Annotated in this window: 15 protein-coding genes; 9 read left to right on the top strand and 6 right to left on the bottom strand. The window is 65.1% G+C overall.

Annotated elements, in window-relative coordinates; translation table 11 throughout:
* Nucleotides 1-174: 174 nt before the first annotated feature.
* Nucleotides 175-3,156 (top strand): PAS domain-containing protein, encoded by a 2,982-nt coding sequence (locus tag JOD78_RS10740; RefSeq protein WP_209568102.1) that lies wholly within the window; start codon nucleotides 175-177, stop codon nucleotides 3,154-3,156.
* On the opposite strand, the gene JOD78_RS10735 is transcribed toward JOD78_RS10740, so the two are convergent.
* A complete protein-coding gene (locus tag JOD78_RS10735; protein ID WP_209568104.1) occupies nucleotides 3,157-4,071 on the bottom strand; it encodes an IclR family transcriptional regulator in 915 nt (304 codons plus the stop codon).
* Complete coding sequence (locus tag JOD78_RS10730) at nucleotides 4,068-4,859, bottom strand: helix-turn-helix domain-containing protein (protein WP_121042875.1); 792 nt, start codon at nucleotides 4,857-4,859, stop codon at nucleotides 4,068-4,070. Before JOD78_RS10730 ends, JOD78_RS10735 begins: the two co-directional genes overlap by 4 nt.
* A 345-nt stretch (nucleotides 4,860-5,204) precedes the next feature.
* Between JOD78_RS10730 and JOD78_RS10725 the strand changes: the two genes are divergently transcribed.
* From JOD78_RS10725 to JOD78_RS10710, 4 genes are all read left to right on the top strand, one after another.
* Complete coding sequence (locus JOD78_RS10725; RefSeq protein ID WP_121043092.1) at nucleotides 5,205-6,164, top strand: MBL fold metallo-hydrolase; 960 nt, start codon at nucleotides 5,205-5,207, stop codon at nucleotides 6,162-6,164.
* Nucleotides 6,165-6,216: 52 nt separating this feature from the next.
* On the top strand, nucleotides 6,217-7,962 hold the full coding sequence (locus tag JOD78_RS10720) for an FAD-dependent oxidoreductase (RefSeq protein WP_121042873.1): 1,746 nt from the start codon (nucleotides 6,217-6,219) through the stop codon (nucleotides 7,960-7,962).
* Between the two features lie 43 nt (nucleotides 7,963-8,005).
* Nucleotides 8,006-8,233 (top strand): DUF2783 domain-containing protein, encoded by a 228-nt coding sequence (locus JOD78_RS10715; protein ID WP_121042872.1) that lies wholly within the window; start codon nucleotides 8,006-8,008, stop codon nucleotides 8,231-8,233.
* Nucleotides 8,234-8,300: 67 nt separating this feature from the next.
* The gene (locus JOD78_RS10710; RefSeq protein ID WP_204726102.1) at nucleotides 8,301-9,650 is read left to right on the top strand and encodes an MFS transporter; all 1,350 of its coding nucleotides are present in this window, start codon (nucleotides 8,301-8,303) and stop codon (nucleotides 9,648-9,650) included.
* A gap of 77 nt (nucleotides 9,651-9,727) precedes the next feature.
* Here JOD78_RS10710 and JOD78_RS10705 read toward each other — a convergent pair whose 3' ends face one another.
* Together JOD78_RS10705 and JOD78_RS10700 are read right to left on the bottom strand one after the other, a co-directional pair.
* Nucleotides 9,728-10,078 carry a type II toxin-antitoxin system ChpB family toxin gene (locus JOD78_RS10705; protein ID WP_204726103.1) on the bottom strand — a complete coding sequence of 117 codons (351 nt, stop codon included), beginning with the start codon at nucleotides 10,076-10,078 and terminating at the stop codon, nucleotides 9,728-9,730.
* Nucleotides 10,072-10,323 carry a PbsX family transcriptional regulator gene (locus JOD78_RS10700; RefSeq protein WP_204726104.1) on the bottom strand — a complete coding sequence of 84 codons (252 nt, stop codon included), beginning with the start codon at nucleotides 10,321-10,323 and terminating at the stop codon, nucleotides 10,072-10,074. The genes JOD78_RS10705 and JOD78_RS10700 overlap by 7 nt, the downstream gene beginning before the upstream one ends.
* A gap of 306 nt (nucleotides 10,324-10,629) precedes the next feature.
* Between JOD78_RS10700 and JOD78_RS10695 the strand changes: the two genes are divergently transcribed.
* Both JOD78_RS10695 and JOD78_RS10690 read left to right on the top strand, forming a co-directional pair.
* Nucleotides 10,630-12,381 (top strand): ABC transporter permease subunit, encoded by a 1,752-nt coding sequence (locus JOD78_RS10695; RefSeq protein ID WP_232729764.1) that lies wholly within the window; start codon nucleotides 10,630-10,632, stop codon nucleotides 12,379-12,381.
* A 14-nt stretch (nucleotides 12,382-12,395) separates the two neighbouring features.
* Complete coding sequence (locus JOD78_RS10690) at nucleotides 12,396-13,739, top strand: nitrate/sulfonate/bicarbonate ABC transporter ATP-binding protein (RefSeq protein ID WP_121042868.1); 1,344 nt, start codon at nucleotides 12,396-12,398, stop codon at nucleotides 13,737-13,739.
* 51 nt (nucleotides 13,740-13,790) lie between these two features.
* Here JOD78_RS10690 and JOD78_RS10685 read toward each other — a convergent pair whose 3' ends face one another.
* Entirely contained in the window at nucleotides 13,791-15,437 is a 1,647-nt protein-coding gene (locus JOD78_RS10685; RefSeq protein ID WP_121042866.1) for a methyl-accepting chemotaxis protein, read from the bottom strand.
* Between the two features lie 327 nt (nucleotides 15,438-15,764).
* Nucleotides 15,765-17,219: an MFS transporter gene (locus JOD78_RS10680; protein ID WP_204726106.1), complete on the bottom strand. Its 1,455-nt coding sequence runs from the start codon at nucleotides 17,217-17,219 to the stop codon at nucleotides 15,765-15,767.
* Between the two features lie 129 nt (nucleotides 17,220-17,348).
* On the opposite strand from JOD78_RS10680, the gene JOD78_RS10675 reads away from it, so the two are divergent.
* Nucleotides 17,349-18,305 carry a LysR family transcriptional regulator gene (locus JOD78_RS10675; protein ID WP_134135565.1) on the top strand — a complete coding sequence of 319 codons (957 nt, stop codon included), beginning with the start codon at nucleotides 17,349-17,351 and terminating at the stop codon, nucleotides 18,303-18,305.
* A gap of 22 nt (nucleotides 18,306-18,327) precedes the next feature.
* Nucleotides 18,328-18,720 carry a VOC family protein gene (locus tag JOD78_RS10670; protein WP_121042860.1) on the top strand — a complete coding sequence of 131 codons (393 nt, stop codon included), beginning with the start codon at nucleotides 18,328-18,330 and terminating at the stop codon, nucleotides 18,718-18,720.
* The last annotated feature ends 89 nt before the right edge of the window (nucleotides 18,721-18,809 follow it).

Below are 18,809 nucleotides of genomic sequence, written 5' to 3'. Positions count from 1 at the left end.
GCGACTTTGTCACGCATGCCGGAACGCTGCGTTCCGCGTGCAGCCATGGGTCAGCGCCAAGGAAGAGCGTGATCGCATTTTCGGAGCCAGCGGCCTGCAAGTCAGCCGCTTGTCCTACAGCATCCTCACAAAGGCTCATCTACAATCGGGCGACCACAGAAATCAAGGTCCGCCATGTCCGAGCATTTTTCTCGCGCTGATTCCTTGCCGCCTGCCGCCGGATCAGCCGTTGCCCTCCTCCCCGCCACGCCGCCGGCCCGCTACCCGGCCGCCTATCTTGCGCTCGATGCGCACTGGCGCGTGGTGTATGCGGACGACGCTGCGCGGGCGCTGCTGGGCTCATCGCCGGGGTCGGGCGAAGCGACGGCGGGTGCCGTGCTGTGGCAGGTCTGGCCGGCACTGGCGGGCAGCCTGCTGGAAGAGGCCCTGCGCGCCACCCTGGCCGATGGCCAGAGCCGCCAGTGCCTCTACACCCCCGCCGGGCAGACGCAATCGTATGAGGTAATCTGCACGCCGCAGGCGCAGGGCGTGGCGGTCAGCCTGCGGGCCGGACGGCGCGAGTCCCTGCAGGTCCACCAGCAACGCGCCGACCGCAAGCTGCACGAGAGCGAGACGCGCTTCCGCCTCATGACCGGCGCGATTCCCCAGATCGTCTGGATCACCAATGACGCAGGCGTGCTGGAATTCATCAATGACCAGTGGCACCAGTACACCGGAGAGGCGCTGCACGAAGGGCTGGCCAGCCTCGACACCATGATCGCGCGCCACATCCATCCCGAGGACCGGGCGGACACCATGGCGGCCTGGCAACACGCACGCAGCGCCGGCCTGGAAGTCGCCATCGAACACCGCATCGCCGATGCCCGCGGGCAATACCGCTGGTTCCTCACGCGCGGCAAACCGCAGCTGGAGGCCGGGAGCGGGCGGATCCTGCACTGGTACGGCACCTCCACCGACATCCATGTGCAGAAGGAAGCCATCGCCGAACTGGCCTGCCTCACGCGTGAGTCCGAACGACGACGGCGCTTCTATGAATCCTTCCTCTCCACCACGCCCGACCTGGCCTATGCGTGGGATCTCAATCACCGTTTCACCTACGCCAACCGCGTCTTGCTGCAGATGTGGGGCAAGACCTGGGATGAAGCCATCGGCAAGAACTGCCTGGAGCTCGGCTACGAGCCCTGGCACGCCGAGATGCACAGCCGCGAGATCGAACAGGTGCGTGCCACCAAGCGCCCGGTGCGGGGCGACGTCCCCTTCAACGGGACCTTCGGCCGCCGCATCTATGACTACATCATCTTCCCCGTGCTCGGGCCTGACGGCGAGGTCGAGGCCGTGGCCGGCACCACCCGCGACGTGACCGAACGCAAGAACAGCGAGGCGCGCCAGCACGCCCTGTTCCGGCTGGCCGAAGCGATTCGCTCGGCCGGCTCCCTGGGCGACATCGCCAGCGCCGCCGCCCAGATCATCGGCGATGCGCTGACCGCACGCTGGGTCAGCTACAAATCGCTGGGGCCTGCGCAGCAGGTCGAGGAACTGGGCCAATGGAGCTTCCATCAGGACGACAGCGCCGTCGCCTCCCTGGCCTTGCATGACGAGCGACGCGTCGCGCAGACCGTGCGCAGCGGCAGCGTGATGCTGGTCGCTGACGTCAGTACTGATGCGCGCACCGCCACGCTGCGGCAGGAGCATCTAGCCTGCGGAGTGGCGTCGTACATGGACGTGCCGCTGCTCGACCACGAAAAACTGGTCGGCATCGTTCATGTCAGCAGCAACGTGCCGCGCACCTGGACCGACAACGAGCTGGCCATCGTGCGCGAAGTCAGCGAACAGACCCGCGCCGCCTTCGAACGCATCCGCAACCAGCAGGCGCTGGCGGCCAGCGAAGCGCGCCTGCGCGAAATCAACGAGTCGCTGGAAGCGGAGGTCAGCGCCCGTACCAAAGAATTGATGGCTACCGAGGAGGCGCTGCGCCACTCCCAGAAGATCGAAGCCATCGGCCAGTTGACCGGCGGACTCGCGCATGACTTCAACAACCTGCTCGGCGGCATCACCGGCAGCCTCGACCTGATGCGCGTACGCCTGGTACAGGGACGAGGCGACGAGCTGTTCCGCTACATCGACCTGGCCGCGCGCAGCGCGCAACGGGCCGCCTCGCTCACGCAGCGGCTGCTGGCCTTTGCGCGGCGGCAGACGCTGGATCCGCGTCCCACCAACGTCAACGCCCTGATCGGCGGCATGGAAGAACTGATCCGCCGCACCATCGGCCCGGCCATCACGCTGGAGGTGGTCACGGCCGTTTCCCTGTGGCCGACCTTCGTCGATGGTCCGCAACTGGAAAGCGCGCTGCTCAACCTGTGCATCAATGCCCGTGATGCCATGCCCGACGGTGGACGCCTGACCATCGAGACCGCCAACAAGTGGCTGGATGACAAATGGGCGCAGGAGCGCGATTTGCCGGCGGGCCAGTATGTCTGCGTCTCGGTGACCGATAACGGCAGCGGCATGCCGCCGGATGTGCTGGCGCGCGCCTTCGATCCCTTCTTCACCACCAAGCCGATCGGTGAAGGCACCGGCCTGGGCCTGTCGATGGTCTATGGCTTCGCGCGCCAGTCCGGTGGCCAGGTGCGCCTGTATTCGGAAGTCGGACAAGGCAGCACGGTCTCGATCTACCTGCCCCGCCACCAGCAGAATGCGGACACCGAGGAAGCCGAACCGGCCCTGGCCCCGGCGGCCGCCGGCAGTGGCGAAGTGGTGCTGGTGGTGGACGACGAAGCCCCGATCCGCCTGCTGGTGGCCGAGGTGCTCAACGAGGCCGGCTACGTCACCCTGCAGGCGGAGGATGGCCCGTCGGCACTGCGCATCCTGCACTCGGCGGCGCGCATCGACCTGCTCATCACCGATGTCGGCCTGCCGGGCGGACTCAATGGCCGCCAGGTGGCCGATGCAGCGCGGGCGGCACGGCCCGGATTGCAGGTGCTCTTCATCACCGGCTATGCGGAAAACGCCGCCGTCGGCAATGGCCACCTGCCCGCCGGCATGCAGTTGATGACCAAGCCGTTCAAGATGGACATGCTGGCACGGAGGGTGCAGGACATCCTGGAAAGCCGCACCAAGGCCGAGCAATTACCAAATGATATAAATAATTATGAATGATTAATCGTTGCGATCGCTCTGGCCGTTCCCATCGTTCTCATCGTTCTCACCGCCCTGACCGCTCGCCTGCGGCGATGCTTGTGCAAACGCACCCAAGCGCCACGATACGTTATGCGCCGCCGCCCGTAGCAGGCGTGCCACCACGCCGTCGGCTGCGGTATCGAAACTGCCGCTGCTGCCCATGACGGCCATCACCAGCGCCAGTTGTCCGGCGTGATTGAAAACCGGCGCGGCCAGCGTATGGATGCCCGGCACCGGGCGGCCCAGTGCCTGGTCCAGGGACAGTGTGCGAATCTGCCGCAGGCGCTCGGCGTAGTCATGCCGCAGGCTGCCGTCTGGATGGCTGACGCTGTCGGGCTGGGCCCCTTCCATGCGGATCGGGTCCATCGCCAGCGCACCGGCCAGCATGTCCGGCGGCAAGTGCGCCGCGCACACGCGCCCGATGGCGGTGTGCACCATCGACAGCACCGTACCGATGCGCAGGCTCACATGCTGCGGCCGTGACGATTCCTCCAGCCGCACCACCGTCGGCCCCAGCGGACCAAACACCGCCAGCGCGACTGACAGGCCGGTGGCCTGCACCAGGGTAGCCACTTCGGCCTCGGCTTCGCGCAAGGGCGAGAGGCGCTGCAGCGCCGCCAATCCGAGGTCGAGCGCCAATGCCCCGGGAAAGAAATTGCCCTGCGCGTCGCGCGCCAGCATGCCGATCTTCTGCAGGCTCACCAGATGCGGAAAGGCCTTGGCCGCCGGCATCCCGGCCAGGCGGGCCAGATCGCCCAGCGGCAGCGGACGAGCGGTTTGCAGCAAGGCATCGAGCAAGGCACCGGTGCTGTCGAGCGACTGGATGCCACGCTGGCTGCGGGTGCCGTCCTGATCGTTGTCCTCCGGTTCGGCTGCGGAACGGGTGCGCTTCATGCCGCCTCCTCTGCGGCTGCCGAAGCCTCGGCCAGCGTGGCCGCGATGGCATCGATGCAGAGCCGCAACTGGCGCGCCACCGTGCCGCGCCAGCCGGCATCGATCACGCCGCTGGAACCGATCACGGTGACCAGCAGCAGCAACTGCTGCTGGCCATCCAGCAAGGGCATGCACAGACTGGTCACGCCCGGACTGGGCAGGTCGACGGCGCGCTCCATGGCCCGCTTGCGGATGCCATCGAGTTCTTCCTGAAATTGCCTGAAGCGGCTCTTCGGCTGGCCCGGATGCTGCACTTCCCACAACGCGTGCCAGTGCGCGGGCGCAACGAAGGCGCAATAGGTGCGTCCGGTGGCGGTTTCCGACAGGGCCATGACGGTTCCCACATGCAGGTTCACATGCAGCGGTTTGCCGGCATGGGCGTAATGCACGATGGTCGGGCCGGCCGGGGTAGGCAGCGTGATGGCCACGCTCAGGCCAGTCTCCTGGCTCAGCTGCTGCACCTGCGGCAAGGCCAGCCGATAGGCCGGCTCCTGCGCCAGCCGCGCCATGCCCAGGCGCAAGGCCAGCGGGCCGGGTTCGTAGTGGCCATCGCCGGGGGTGCGCTTGATCAGGCCCAGCCGCAGCAGGCTCACCAGATAGGTATGGGCTTGTGCCGAGGACAGCTCGGCGGCAGCTGCCAGCGCCACCAGCGGCAAGGGCTGGCGCGCTGCTGCCAGCGCCTGCAGCAGACGCCCGGCCACTTCCACGCTCTGGATGCCACGTTGTGTCTTGACGGGGGATGCACTCATCCGATGTTTCCAGGTTGACGATTTGCAATGCGGCCAATGTGGCACAACGGTCACGCCAGCGCGCTTCCTGCCCCATGGCACGGGAGCCTGGATTTTAATCCAACTCACGTGCAGCGCAGCACAAACAAGCCTTGGTGCAGAAAACGTCAATTAATCGTCAACAAGCATATTTGCCATTGACTAATCAAATGGCGCTAACTAAGATGCCATCACCCTGCTCACCACAGGCAACAACAACAAGATTTGACCTGCATTGATCCATGACGGGTTGGACGGAGACCTCCCTTGATGGCGCAAGCCATGTCCAGCCACGTCTCCAACCCATCGACACTGAACGAGGCAGACATGGCCAAGGCTTTTGCATCCCAGGCGGATCTCGACGCCAAGAAGATCACCTTTGAACGCATCTCGGAAAACGCCTACGCGTACACCGCCGAGGGCGATCCCAACTCCGGCGTCATCATCGGCGACGACAGCGTGATGGTCATCGACACCACCGCCACCCCCGCCATGGCGCAGGATCTGATCGCACGCATCCGCAGTATCACCGAGCTGCCCATCAAGTACGTGGTGCTGACGCACTACCACGCCGTGCGCGTGCTGGGCGCCTCGGCCTACTTCAAGGAGGGCGGCGAGCAGGTCATCGCCAGCCGCGGCACCTACGAGATGATCGTCGAGCGCGGCGAGGCCGACATGAAGTCCGAGATCGAACGCTTCCCGCGCCTGTTCGCGGGTGTAGAAACGGTGCCGGGCCTGACCTGGCCGACCATGGTGTTCGAGAAGGAAATGACGATCTTCATGGGCAGCCTCGAAGTGAAGATCGCCCATCTCGGGCCGGGCCACACCAAGGGCGACACGGTGGTGTGGATCCCCGGTCAGAAGGTGCTGTTCTCGGGTGACCTGGTGGAATACGACGCCGCCTGCTACTGCGGCGACGCCCAGCTCGAACCTTGGCCAGCCACGCTCGATGCGCTGGTCGCGCTGCAACCCGAAGCCCTGGTGCCGGGACGCGGACCGGCGCTGCGAGGGCGCGAACAGGTGGCGCAGGGCATCGCCTACACCAAGGATTTCGTGTCCACGCTGCTGCGTGCCGGGCGCGAAGCGGTGGCCGGGAAGATGGGCCTGAAGGAAGCCATGGCCCACACGCGCCAGCTGATGGATCCCAAATTCGGGCAAGTCTTCATCTATGAGCACTGCCTGCCCTTCGATGTCACGCGTGCCTATGACGAGGCGTCCGGCATCAGCCATCCGCGCATCTGGACTGCCGAACGCGACAAGGAAATGTGGGCCGCACTGCAGGCCTGACCCGATTTGCCCGCGCCAGAACACAGAAGAGAAAGGACAGCGAGGAGACATCATGCATTCCACCCCAGCCATCGATTACCAGCAGCAACGTTTCATGTACCAGCCCTGCCTCGAACAAACCCGTCCCGCCGATGCGGCCTTGCATCCGGTGGTGGTGATCGGGGCCGGTCCGGTCGGACTGGTGACCGCCATCGACCTGGCCCGCCAGGGCATCCGCGTGGTGCTGGTGGATGACGACGACACCCTCTCCACCGGCTCGCGTGCGATCTGCTTTGCCAAGCGAACGCTGGACATCTTTGACCGCATCGGCTGCGGCCAGCGCATGGTGGACAAGGGGGTGGGATGGAACCGGGGCAAGGTCTTCCTGCGCGAGGAGGCCATCTACGAGTTCGATCTCTTGCCCGAATGCGGCCATGCGCGCCCGGCCTTCATCAATCTGCAGCAGTACTACGTGGAAGGCTATCTGCTGGAGCAGGCGCGACAGCACAGCCTGATCGAGCTGCGCTGGAAGAGCCGGGTCAGCGCCATTGCCCATCATGCCGATCACGAGGCGCTGACGGTGGAGACTCCCGAAGGCAGCTATCTGCTCAAGGCGCGCTACGTGGTGGCCGCCGATGGCTCGCGCAGTCCGCTGCGCAAGATGATGGGGCTGGAGAGCGTGGGCCATACCTTCCGCGACCGCTTCCTCATCGCCGACGTCAAGATGGCGGCCCCCTTCCCGGCCGAGCGCTGGTTCTGGTTCGATCCGCCCTTCCATCCCAACCAGTCGGTACTGCTGCATCGCCAGCCCGATGATGTCTGGCGCATCGATTTCCAGCTCGGATGGGATGCCGATCCGGTGCTGGAGAGAACGCCCGAACGCGTGATCCCGCGCGTGCAGGCGCTGCTGGGCAAGGACGCTCAGTTCACGCTGGAATGGGTGAGCGTCTACACCTTCTCCTGCGTGCGCATGGACCGCTTCCGCCATGGCCGGGTGCTGTTCGTGGGCGATGCCGCGCATTGCGTCTCGCCGTTCGGCGCGCGCGGTGCCAACAGCGGCGTACAGGATGCCGAGAACCTGGCCTGGAAGCTGGCCTTCGTCCTGCAGGGCAAGGCCCCCGACAGCCTGCTGGACAGCTATGCCAGCGAGCGTGAATTCGCCGCTGACGAGAACCTGCTCAACTCCACCCGCTCCACTGACTTCATCACGCCCAAGAGTGCGGTCAGCCGCTGCTTCCGCGATGCCGTACTGGCGCTGGCGCGCGAGCATGCCTTCGCGCGCAGGCTGGTCAACAGCGGACGTCTCTCGTTGCCGGCCACGCTGCACGGCTCGCCCCTGAGCAGCGCCGACAGCGCGCCTTTCCACGGCGCGATGCAAGCCGGCGCCCCTTGCACCGATGCGCCGGTGCTGACCGACACCATACCCGGCTGGCTGCTGCCGCATCTGGGCGACCAGTTCGTGGCGATGATCTTTGCCCCGCCGGCCTCCCTCTCTGCCGCGCTGCTGCCGGCGCTGGTGCGGCTGACCGAAGGCAGCCTGCCGCTGCGCCTGCTGTTCGTCAGCGGCGCGCAGGCGAGTGCGGAAGACCACACCGTGCTCTCGGCACTGGGAGACGGTGCCGTGCAGGTACAGGACATCGAGGGCCTGGTGGCGCAACGCTACGACGGCCAGCCGCATACCTGCTACCTGATCCGCCCCGACCAGCACGTCTGCGCACGCTGGCGCACGGTCGATGCGGCGGCGCTGGCGCAGGCCCTGCAGCGCGCCACCGGCCACGCGCCCGCTGCGCAGCCGGCCACGGTGCTGGACGCGGCCTGATCCCTTTGCATGACCTGACAACACTTTCAACAAGGAGACGAGCATGAGCCTCAATACCGCCCCCAACCTGACGCGTCCGGACGACTTCTATGAAGCCCTGATCGAGATGCATCGCGGCCTGGACGACGCCACCAGCCAGGACGTCAATGCCCGCCTGATCCTGCTGCTGGCCAATCACATCGGCGGCCACGAGGTGCTGATCGAAGCCATGCAGCGCGCGCGTGCCGGGGTGGACCCGGCAGCATCGGCTGCGCTGGCCGAAGCAGCCTGAGCGACCCACCTCTTTCATCGACATCCACAAGAGCACCGCCACAGGTGCCTGTTCAACGGAGACTTTCATGATGACCCCATCCCCGGGTGCCGGCACGCTGGCCGCCCCTTCCGCAATCAAGCTGAGCGTGGCGGCCGAAGACGCGATCTATCGCAAGGTCTGGCTGCGCATCATTCCCTTTCTTTTCATCTGCTATGTGGTGTCCTTCCTGGACCGCATCAACATCGGCTTCGCCCAGTTGCAGATGAAGCAGGACCTTGGCTTCAGCGACGCCATGTATGGCCTCGGCGCGGCGGTTTTCTATGTCGGCTATGTCCTGTGCGAGGTGCCCAGCAACATGCTGCTGGCCCGCTTCGGCGCACGCCGCACCTTTTCGCGCATCATGGTGCTGTGGGGCCTGGCGTCGGTGGGCATGATGGCCGTCAGCGACGCGACGCATTTCTATGTCTTGCGCTTCCTGCTCGGCGTATTCGAGGCAGGATTCTTTCCCGGCATCGTGCTGTATCTCAGCTACTGGTTCCCGGCACGCCGCCGCGCGGCGGTGATGGCGATCTTCTTTGCCGGGGTGGCGGTAGCGGGCGTGTTGGGCGGACTGGTCTCGGGCTGGATCATGCGTGACATGGCGGGCGTGATGGGCCTCTATGGCTGGCAGTGGATGTTTGCCATCGAGGGCGCACCGGCGGTGGTACTGGGGGTGCTGGTGATCTTCCTGCTGGCCGACGGACCGGCGCAGGCCACCTGGCTCACGCCGGAAGAACGCAGCTTCCTGCAGAACCGCCAGAGCCAGGAAGCACTGCGCACGCATCACGTGAGCGCCCACTCGCTGACGGCGCTCAAGCAGGCGCTGTCGCATCGGCCGACCTACCTGTTCGCCTTCATCTACTTTGCGCTGACCTGCGGCTCGCTCACGCTGAACTTCTGGATGCCGCTGATGATCCGCGACTTCGGCATCAAGGATGTGGTGCAGGTCTCGCTCTACACCGTGATCCCCAACGCCATCGGCGCCATCGGCCTGATCCTGATCGCGCGCCGCTCGGATCGCCGCAATGAACGTCACGGCCACTTCCTGGTATGTACCACCGGCGGTGCGCTGGCACTGGCGGCGCTGACGCTGCATCCGTCGAGCTTTGCGGTGTCGCTGGGGCTGCTGTCGGTGGCGGCGGTGCTGATCTTTGCGGCCCTGCCGATCTTCTGGTCGCTGCCGCCGGGCCTGCTGCCGTCCCAGACCATCGCGCCCGGGATCGCCTTCATCTCCAGCGTGGGCATCACCAGCGGCATCGTCAGTCCCTGGCTGATCGGCCTGGTCAAGACGCGGACCGGCAATATCGATATCGCGCTGTATATCCTGGCGGGATTGCTGTTGCTCAGCGGCTTGACGATGTGGACGATGATCCCGCGAAAATCTGATAAACACTGAATTCAACGGTACCTACAGCCAGCGGCATGGAACTGAAGATGGAAGCGGCTCAAGCAAAAGCAAGAACCGCTTCCACCTCAGTCAAGTATTGCCTGCAGCCGTGCCAGCGCATCGTCGATGACGAAATCTGGAGCGGTTTCCACTTTCTTTGCGCCACGCGCCTCCAGATCCAGCATGCGAATCTGGTTGACCAGCGCAGCGCCCTGAGTCCTGGTCGCTGCTCCGCTCAAGGTGACGGCAAAACCAGCGTGACGCGCAAAATCTCCTCCCTGAGTAATCGGAGCAATCAGTGCCGTTCCCATGACGTTGAATACTGAGGTCGACAACACCAGAGCCGGTCGATGCTCACCTCTCTGCTCCCTCCCCTCAGTCGGCTCAAGGTTGACGACCACGATATCGCCGCGGTCAAACTTGACGCGCCTTACCATTTTTCCCGTCCCACTGGCTTCAACTTACGCCAAGCGCCCATGTCTTCGGGTTCGGCCGCATCCAGATCGCATTGAGCTACGAGCTCTTCCAGCGCATAGACGTGCCGCTTGGGCTTGAGCAACGCACCCTCTGGACGGATATCAACGGTCAGCTTGTCACCGAGCTTTACGTTCAGCAGGCTCAGGAATTCAGTCGACAGCCGAACAGCGGCGCTGTTGCCCCATTTCTGAATCGATAGTTCCATAATTTCTCTCCATGATGTAGATACATTGTATAAACCTCCCATTTCAAGTCAATGACCACGTATATACAAAGTATCTACTTTGCAACAACCTGATCGTGGTTCTTTACACGAATCCGGACCTCGATGACATGCTGGTCAAGAAACTGTCAGAATTCCTTGATACAGTGACGCGCCGGTCCCGGGGGCTGACGGATCGGTCATGAATGGATCGTGCACGACCGGTCTCGGCGCGCCTGACCATGCCTTGCCAAGCCAACACCGCCACAACCGCACTTACCGCCAACACCGCCATCCAGCCTCGCCGCCATGACAATGAAGACCACCTCGCCGCAACTGACGGCCTATGAAGAAGTCAAGCCTGGCTTCGGCTGGATCGATGCGCTGGTGCTGGCGGTGCTGTTCGGCCTGCTGTGGAGCGCCCTGCACTTCGGCAAGGGCATGCTGGTGCACTTCGATCCGTCCGACCAGCTCGAAGTCGACAGCTCGCCCGCCATGATCCCCTATTACGCCGGCCGCACGCTGCTGCGCATGTGGATCGCCTTCGCGTTTTCGTTATTCTTCGCCATCGGCACCGGCTACCTGGCCGCCAAGAGCCGCCGCGCGCGTGCCCTGATCCTGCCGGCGCTGGACATCCTGCAATCGGTGCCGGTGCTGGGCTTCCTCTCGGCCACCGTGGCCGGCTTCATGGCACTGTTCCCGGGCAGCCTGATGGGCGTGGAATGCGCGGCCATCTTCGCCATCTTCACCGGCCAGGTGTGGAACATGGCCTTCGGCTTCTATCACTCCATGGTCACCATCCCGACCGACATGCAGGAAGCCGCTTCCACCTACCGCCTCACCGCGTGGCAACGCTTTCGCACGGTCGAGCTGCCGGCTTCGGCGCACAGCCTGATCTGGAACTCGATGATGTCCTTCGGCGGCGGCTGGTTCTTCGTGGCGCAGAGCGAAGCCATCAGCGTCATGAACAAGGACCTGAAGCTGCCCGGCCTCGGTTCCTACATGGCACAGGCCATCGACCAGGGCGACCATACGGCGGCACTGTGGGCGGTCATCGCCATGCTGGCGCTGATCCTGGTGAGCGACCAGTTGGTCTGGCGGCCGCTGCTGGCCTGGGCCGACAAGTTCAAGATCGAACTGACCGAATCGACCTCGCCGCCGACCTCGTGGGTGTATGACCTGCTGCGCGGCTCCTACGTCTTTACCTGGCTTGATGAAAAACTGTGGCTGCCGCTGGGCGACTGGCTGGCGCGCCGTCGTCCGGCCACCTCGGCCGCGCCCACGCCGGCCCGCATCACCCGTGAGCGCTGGACCAAGCGCGTCATCACCGGCGCGATCTGCGGCCTGCTGATCTTCGAAGCCCTGCGCGGACTGGTGGCCGCCATCGATGCCTTGCACGGGGCCATGAGCTGGAGCCTGTTCGGCCACATCGTCTGGCTGGGTTTCCTGACCATGCTGCGGGTGCTGGCCATGACCGTGATTGCCACCCTGATCTGGACCCCGGTGGGCGTGTGGATCGGCTCCAAGCCGCACATCGCCCGCTTCGCCCAGCCGCTGGCGCAGATCGGCGCGTCCTTCCCGGTCAACATGACCTTCCCGCTGGTGGTGGGCTGGTTCGTGGCCGCCAACGTCAGCATGAACTGGGGCAGCATCCTGTTGATCGCCATGGGCACGCAGTGGTACATCCTCTTCAACGTCATCGCCGGTGCCATGGCCATTCCCAATGACCTGAAGGAAGCCGCCCGCATGTATGGCCTGTCGCGCTGGAATTTGTGGAAGACCCTGATCCTGCCGGCCATCTTCCCGTTCTGGGTGACCGGTGCCTGTACCGCCGCCGGTGGCGCATGGAATGCCTCCATCGTGGCCGAGCTGGCCAGCTGGGGCGATGTCTCGCTCAAGGCCGATGGCCTGGGTGCTTATATTTCGGCAGTCACCAAATCCGGTGACACGCCCCTCATCATCGCCAGCATCGGCGTGATGTCGATGTTCGTCGTGTTGATGAACAAGTTTGTCTGGCGTCGCCTGTATGCCTTCGCCGAACGCCGTTTCCGCCTCGATTGACCTTGAGCCACGCCATGACCATGACTTCTCCGCAACAACGTCCCGCCGTCGCTGAACTGTGCGCCGTCAGCAAATCCTACAACACCGCCGGCGGCCACGAGCTCAAGGTGCTGGACAACATCGACCTGGCCGTCCACGAAGGCGAACTGCTGGCCCTGCTGGGCCAGTCCGGCTCGGGCAAGTCCACCATCCTGCGCTGCCTGACCGGCCTGGTCGAACCCAGCTCGGGCCACACCATGGCCGCCGGCAAGCCGCTCTATGGCGTCAATCGCGATGCCTCGGTGGTGTTCCAGACCTTCGCGCTCTACCCGTGGCTGACGGTGGAACAGAACGTGGCCGTGGGCCTGATGTCGCACAACCCGACCCGCGAGGAACGTGATGCGGCAGTGGACCGCGCCATCGAACTGATCGGCCTGGGCAACTACCACAGCGCCTATCCGCGTGAGCTCTCGGGCGGCATGCGCCAGCGCGTGGGCATTGCGCGCGCGCTGGTGTCCAAGCCCAAACTGCTGTGCCTGGACGAAGCCTTCAGCGCGCTGGACGTGCTGACCGCAGAGAACCTGCGCCAGGAATTGATCAGCCTGTGGCGTGCCCCGGACAGCGGCCTGACCTCCATCTTCATGGTCACCCACAACATCGAGGAAGCGGTGGAAATGGCCACCCGCATCGTGGTGGTGTTCCCGCGTCCGGGCCGCCTGGGCCTGGTGCTGGAGAATCCGCTGCCCTATCCGCGCGACTCCAAGAGCCCGGAATTCCAGCGCCTGGTCAACATCATCCACGAAGCCATCACCACGCTCTCCCTGCCCGACCTGCCGCCGGAAGTACACGTGCCGGGCGAACCGATCTCGCGCGGACGCAAGCGCATGGAATCCATCCCGCTGATCCCGGTGGGCCAGATCCTGGGCCTGATGAGCCTGCTGCACGACGAGCCGGAACTGAACAACATCTACGACATCTCGGACGAGATCGGCAAGGAGTTCGGCGAGACCATCGGCACCGTGAAGGCCGCCGAAATCCTGGAACTGGTGGATACGCCCAAGCAGGAGGTCTACCTGACCGACCTCGGCCGCCGCTTCGTGGCCGCCGACCGCAAGGGACAGCGCGCCATCTTCGCCGAGCAGGTCTACAAGCTGCGCCTGTTCCACATCATCCTGGCGGTGCTGGGCGAAGCGGAAGAAATCGAGGCCGAGCGCGTCTTGAAGGACATCGGCAGCGCCCTGCCCTACGACAATCCCGAAAAGACTTTCGAGACCATGATCGCCTGGGGCCGCTATGCCGGTCTCATGGATTACAACGCCAAGACCGGCATGGTCTTCGTCCCCAAGGACGAAGACGAGGAAGACGGCGGCCAGGGCTGAGGCTCGCTGGGCCGGCAAGCGCCGGCCTGCAGCTGCTTCGCGCAGCCAGTCTCAGTGCAGGGCCGCCAGCGGCGCGCCCTGCAAGCCCGGTGCAGCAGGCGATGCATGGCCACTGCCGGGCATGGTCGAGGCATCCTGGCGGATCTTGAAGATCGACACCACCTTCAGCAAGCCACTGGCCTGTTGCGACAGTGACTGCGCTGCCGCACTGGCTTCTTCCACCAGCGCCGCATTCTGCTGGGTCACCTGATCCATCTGCACGATGGCCGTGTTGATCTGCTCGATGCCGCTGCCCTGTTCCTGGGTCGCGGTGGCGATCTCGTTCATGATCTCGCCGAAGCGCTGCACCGAGGCCACGATGCCGCTCATCTGCTGACCGGCGCTGGCCACCAGTTGCGAGCCAGCGCCAACATGCGCCATCGATTCCCCGATCAGGTCCTTGATCTCCTTGGACGCCACCGCACTGCGCTGCGCCAGCGAGCGCACTTCCGAGGCGACCACCGCAAAGCCGCGCCCCTGCTCACCGGCACGGGCCGCTTCCACCGCTGCGTTGAGGGCGAGGATATTGGTCTGGAAGGCGATGCCTTCAATCACGCCGATGATGTCGGCCATCTTGCCCGAGCTGGCCGAGATCTTGTCCATGGTCGAGACCACGCGATCGAAGGCTTCGCTGCCGGTGGCTGCCGTCTCGGCCGCACCACCCGACAGGCGCAGCGCCTCGGCGGCGTGGCTGGTGTTCTGGCGCACGGTGGTGGTCAGCTCTTCCATGCTGGCGGCGGTTTCTTCCAGCGAGGCGGCTTGTTCTTCGGTACGTTGCGAGAGGTCGAAGTTGCCCTGTGCGATCTGGCCGCTGGCCACCGAAATGGTCTCGGCCGCCGACTTGATGCCGTGTGCGATCACGTTCAACTGGTAACGCATCTGCTCGATGGAAGCCATCAGGCTGGAGCCGTCGCCGTCCCGCAGGCGCACCGTGGCGGTGAGATCGCCCGAGGCAATCTCGCGCGCGATGGCCTGCGCCTCCGACGGCTCGGCTCCCAGCTGGCGCAGGATGCTGCGCGCAATCAGAGCCGAGGCGGCAATACCCACCAGCAGCGCCAGCGCGACGGCGGTCAGCATCACCGTGCGCAGCCAGGCGTAGGTAGTACGTGCATCGGCGGCAGCTTCCTCATTGAGCTGGTCTTCAAAATCGGCCAGCTCGGTAAGCGAATTGATCCAGGCCAGTTGCTTGGGCCGCACTTCGGTGATGAGCACCTTCACGGCATCGGCCGGCTTGTTGTCCAGACCCAGTTGCAGCGCCTTGGCCATCAGCGGCACGGTGGCGGCTTCATCGGCCTTGATCTTCGACAGCAGCTGCTTCTCGCGCTCGGTGGTAGCGGCTTCCGTGCTGAACATCTTGTCGAGCGCAAGCAAGGCATCGGCGTAAATCTTTTCCTGGCGCGCCAGCGTCTGCGACTCCACGCGCATGCTTTCCTGATCTTCCAGCAAGGCAATATTGCGAATGGCGATGGCGCGCTGACTCAATGCGTTGCGCAAGACGGTAACCAACTTGGTTTCGGCATTATTGATGGCAGTGATGTCGGTGAGTGCATCATTGATGCGCGACATGCCTGCCATGCCCAGTACGGAGATGCCCAGCAGAAACACGAGAATCAGGCCGAAGCCCAACGCCAGCCTGGTCACGACTTTCAACTTGCCCATGGTATTGCCCCCTTTTGCGGTATCCCCCGGCCGATGGAAGGTGAGGCCGGAGAGAGTTTGACGGAGCTTGCCCGGGAAGGACTGCGGGACCTGAACGCTTGAGTGGGCGAGGAGGGGTGAAGCGGGACGCTGTTGTGATTGTGGTTCGCCCTGTTGCAGTCAGTCCGCCGGCAAGCAGAACCAGTCTATGCTCCTGCCTGCCGGGACAAAGCGAGAATCAGCGAGGATTTATCGGCTCACTAAAAAGTTACCAATTTAGGTACATTTCAGTCACTGATGAGCTCGGCGAGCGTTGACGTTTTCTGCACCATGGCCCGCCAGGCCAGATCAGGCGGGCGATTGCGCCTTGCGCCGAAGACGGCTGGCGCTGACCGCAGTCGCCAGCGCCGTGGCCAATACCGCGATCCACAGTGCGAGACGAATCGCCTCGCCATCCTGGGCCGCACTCATGCGCACTTCCCCTTGCGCGACGGCACCGGCGGTGTAAATCGCCAGGACCGTGCCCAGCAAGGCAGCGCCCAGGCACTGGCCGAAGGTGCGCATGATGGCCAGCACGCCGGAGGCATTGCAGCTGCGTTCGCGGGCAACGTTGGACAACATCTCGCGATTGTTGGGACTCTGGAAGAAACCGAAGCCCATGCCGCACACCAGCGCACGCCAGCCGATGTCCCAGGCCTGGGCATGATCGGGCAGCAGCGCCAGCAAAGCCAGGCCGACCGTAAAGAGCGCCAGGCCCAGGCTCGACAGCAGCGCGGGGGAATGGCGGTCCGCCAGTTTGCCCGCATGCGGCGCCACCAGCACGATGCCCAGCGGCCAGGGTGTGAACAGCGCCGCCGATTCAAACGCGGTATAGCCATAGCCGTTCTGGAACAGGAAGGGCAAGGCCACGAAGGCGATGCCCTGCCCCACGAAGGACGCCAGCGAGGTCAGTGCGGCCAGCGAGAAACGCGCATTGGCAAAGATGTCCAGCGGCAACAGCGGCTCCGGCACGCGGCGCTGCCCGCGCACGAAAGCGGTGCCGGCCAGCAGCGCCACCAGCGCGTAGGCTGCCGCCTCCAGCATGGCATGCGTGCCCTGCCCCGGTTCGGCAAAGCGCGCACAGGTATCGGCGGCCATGATGATGGCACCCATGGCCAGCGCCGACCACAGCGCACCGGCCACGTCGAAGGGTGACTGGGCCGGTTTGCGTGTTTCCGGAATGGCACTCCAGGACAGCAGCACGGCGACGATGCCCAGCGGCACGTTGATGAGGAAGATCCACTCCCAGCCCAGCGCGGCCAGCAAGGTGCCGCCCAGTACCGGACCGACGGCGGTGCTGGCGGCCACCAGCACGGCATTCAAGCCAAGGATGCGGCCCAGCAGGCGGTTGGGAAAGACGGTGCGATGGATGGCCGGCGCGATGCTCAGCATGGCCGCGCCGCCCAGCCCTTGTAGCACGCGCATGGCGATGAGCAGATCCACTGAGCGCGACAGGGCGCAGCCCAGCGACGCCAGCGTAAACACGGCGAGCCCGGCCGTGAACTGGGTACGAAAGCCCAGCCGTGAGGACAGGGCCGCAAACGCGGCCAGCGTCATCGCGGTGGCCAGCAGGTAGGCGTTGGCCACCCACACGGAAGCCGCCGCCGAAGTCTGCAGGGCCAGGCTGATCTGCGGCAGGGCGACGTTGATGATGGTGCCGTCGAACACGGCCATGGTGGTGGCCATCATGACAGCCAGCATGGCGCGGCGGCGCTGCACGCCCGGCAGGCCTTCGTCGCCGGGCAGGTCGGTAAAGAGTGACATGGGGATCGCTTGGGAAGATCGAATCAGGTCTTCAATATAGCCAGCCGCGAGACAAGGCGGAAGACGCATGGCTTGCATTGGATCATTGCACGGGACGCCATGTCAGCCCTCGCATGCTAGGATGCCCCCATGCCCGATACCGACCTCAACCTCCTGATCGCCCTGGATGCCCTCATCGCCGAAGCCAGCGTGGCCGGGGCAGCGCGCCGCCTGGGCCTGAGCGCCTCGGCCATGAGCCGCACCCTGACGCGCCTGCGCCAGGCGACCGGCGACCAGTTGCTGGTGCGGGCCGGGCGGCAGATGGTCCTGACACCCTGCGCGGAAGCGCTGCAGGAGCGTGTGCGCAACGTGGTCCATGAAGCGCGCTCGGTGTTGCGTCCGTCGGTACCGGAACTGGATGTGGCGCGGCTGGAGCGCGACTTCACCATCCGCGCCAACGAGGGCTTCATCGAAGCCTGTGGTGCCGCGCTCATCCGTGCCGTCACCCGCGAAGCGCCGCTGGTGCGCCTGCGCTTCGCGCCCAAGGTGGAGCGCAGTCCGCTGCCCCTGCGTGAAGGCAGTGCCGATCTCGAAATCGGCGTGGCCAGCGAGATGGGACCGGAGGTGCGCCTGCAGACCCTGTTCCGTGACCGCTTCGTGGGCGCAGTCCGGGTGGGGCATCCGCTGGCGGCCCTGCGGCGCGTGAGTGCCGAGCGCTATTGCGCCTATGAACACGTGAGCGCTTCGCCGCGCGGCGACCGCGCCAGTCCGCTCGATGCCGCGCTGGCCGAGCGCGGTCTGGTGCGCAAGGTGGTGGCGGTGGTGCCGAGCTTTCCCGGTGCGCTGTCGGTGGTGCGCAACTCCGACCTGGTGGCCATGGTGCCCCGCTCCTTCCTGACCACGGCCGGCGCACCGCGCAAGGATGGCAGCGCGTCCGGCATCCATCTGTTCGAATTGCCGATCGCGACCGCTCCCATCATCGTCTCGCTGATGTGGCATCCGCGCGTGGAGCTGGACCCGGCACATCGCTGGCTGCGCGACAAGGTGCGCGCGGTCTGTGCCGGGCTGGCACAGCACGGCGCGGGTGCCAAAGGCCGTCCCGGCTGAACCCTTTTCCTGAAAGCATTCCATGCAACTGCAAGGCATTCATCATGTGGCCGTCATCTGTTCCGACTATGCCGTCTCCAAGGCCTTCTATGTGGACCTGCTGGGTCTGCGCGTGATCGCCGAACATTACCGCCAGGCGCGCGATTCCTGGAAGCTGGACCTGGGCCTGCCCGATGGCAGCCAGATCGAGCTGTTTTCCTTCCCTGCACCGCCGCCCCGTCCTTCGCGCCCCGAGGCCTGCGGCCTGCGCCATCTCTCCTTTGCCGTGGCCGACGTGGCTGCCAGCAAGGCTGATCTGGAGGCCAGTGGCGTGGTGGTGGAAGACATCCGCGTGGATGAATACACGGGCCGGCGCTTCACCTTCTTCGCCGATCCGGATGGGCTGCCACTGGAACTGTATGAAGTGATCCGCTGAACTGGCCCGTCCGCAAGCCGCGCCACAGCTGAGCTTGCGCGGCATGGTGCAGAAAACGTCAAGCCGCCATGCGCGCACCGCAAGGGCAA

The sequence above is a fragment of the Herbaspirillum sp. 1130 genome (assembly GCF_017833835.1).
GTDB lineage: Bacteria > Pseudomonadota > Gammaproteobacteria > Burkholderiales > Burkholderiaceae_D > Herbaspirillum > Herbaspirillum huttiense.
This window is presented reverse-complemented; position numbering and strand designations above follow the sequence as displayed.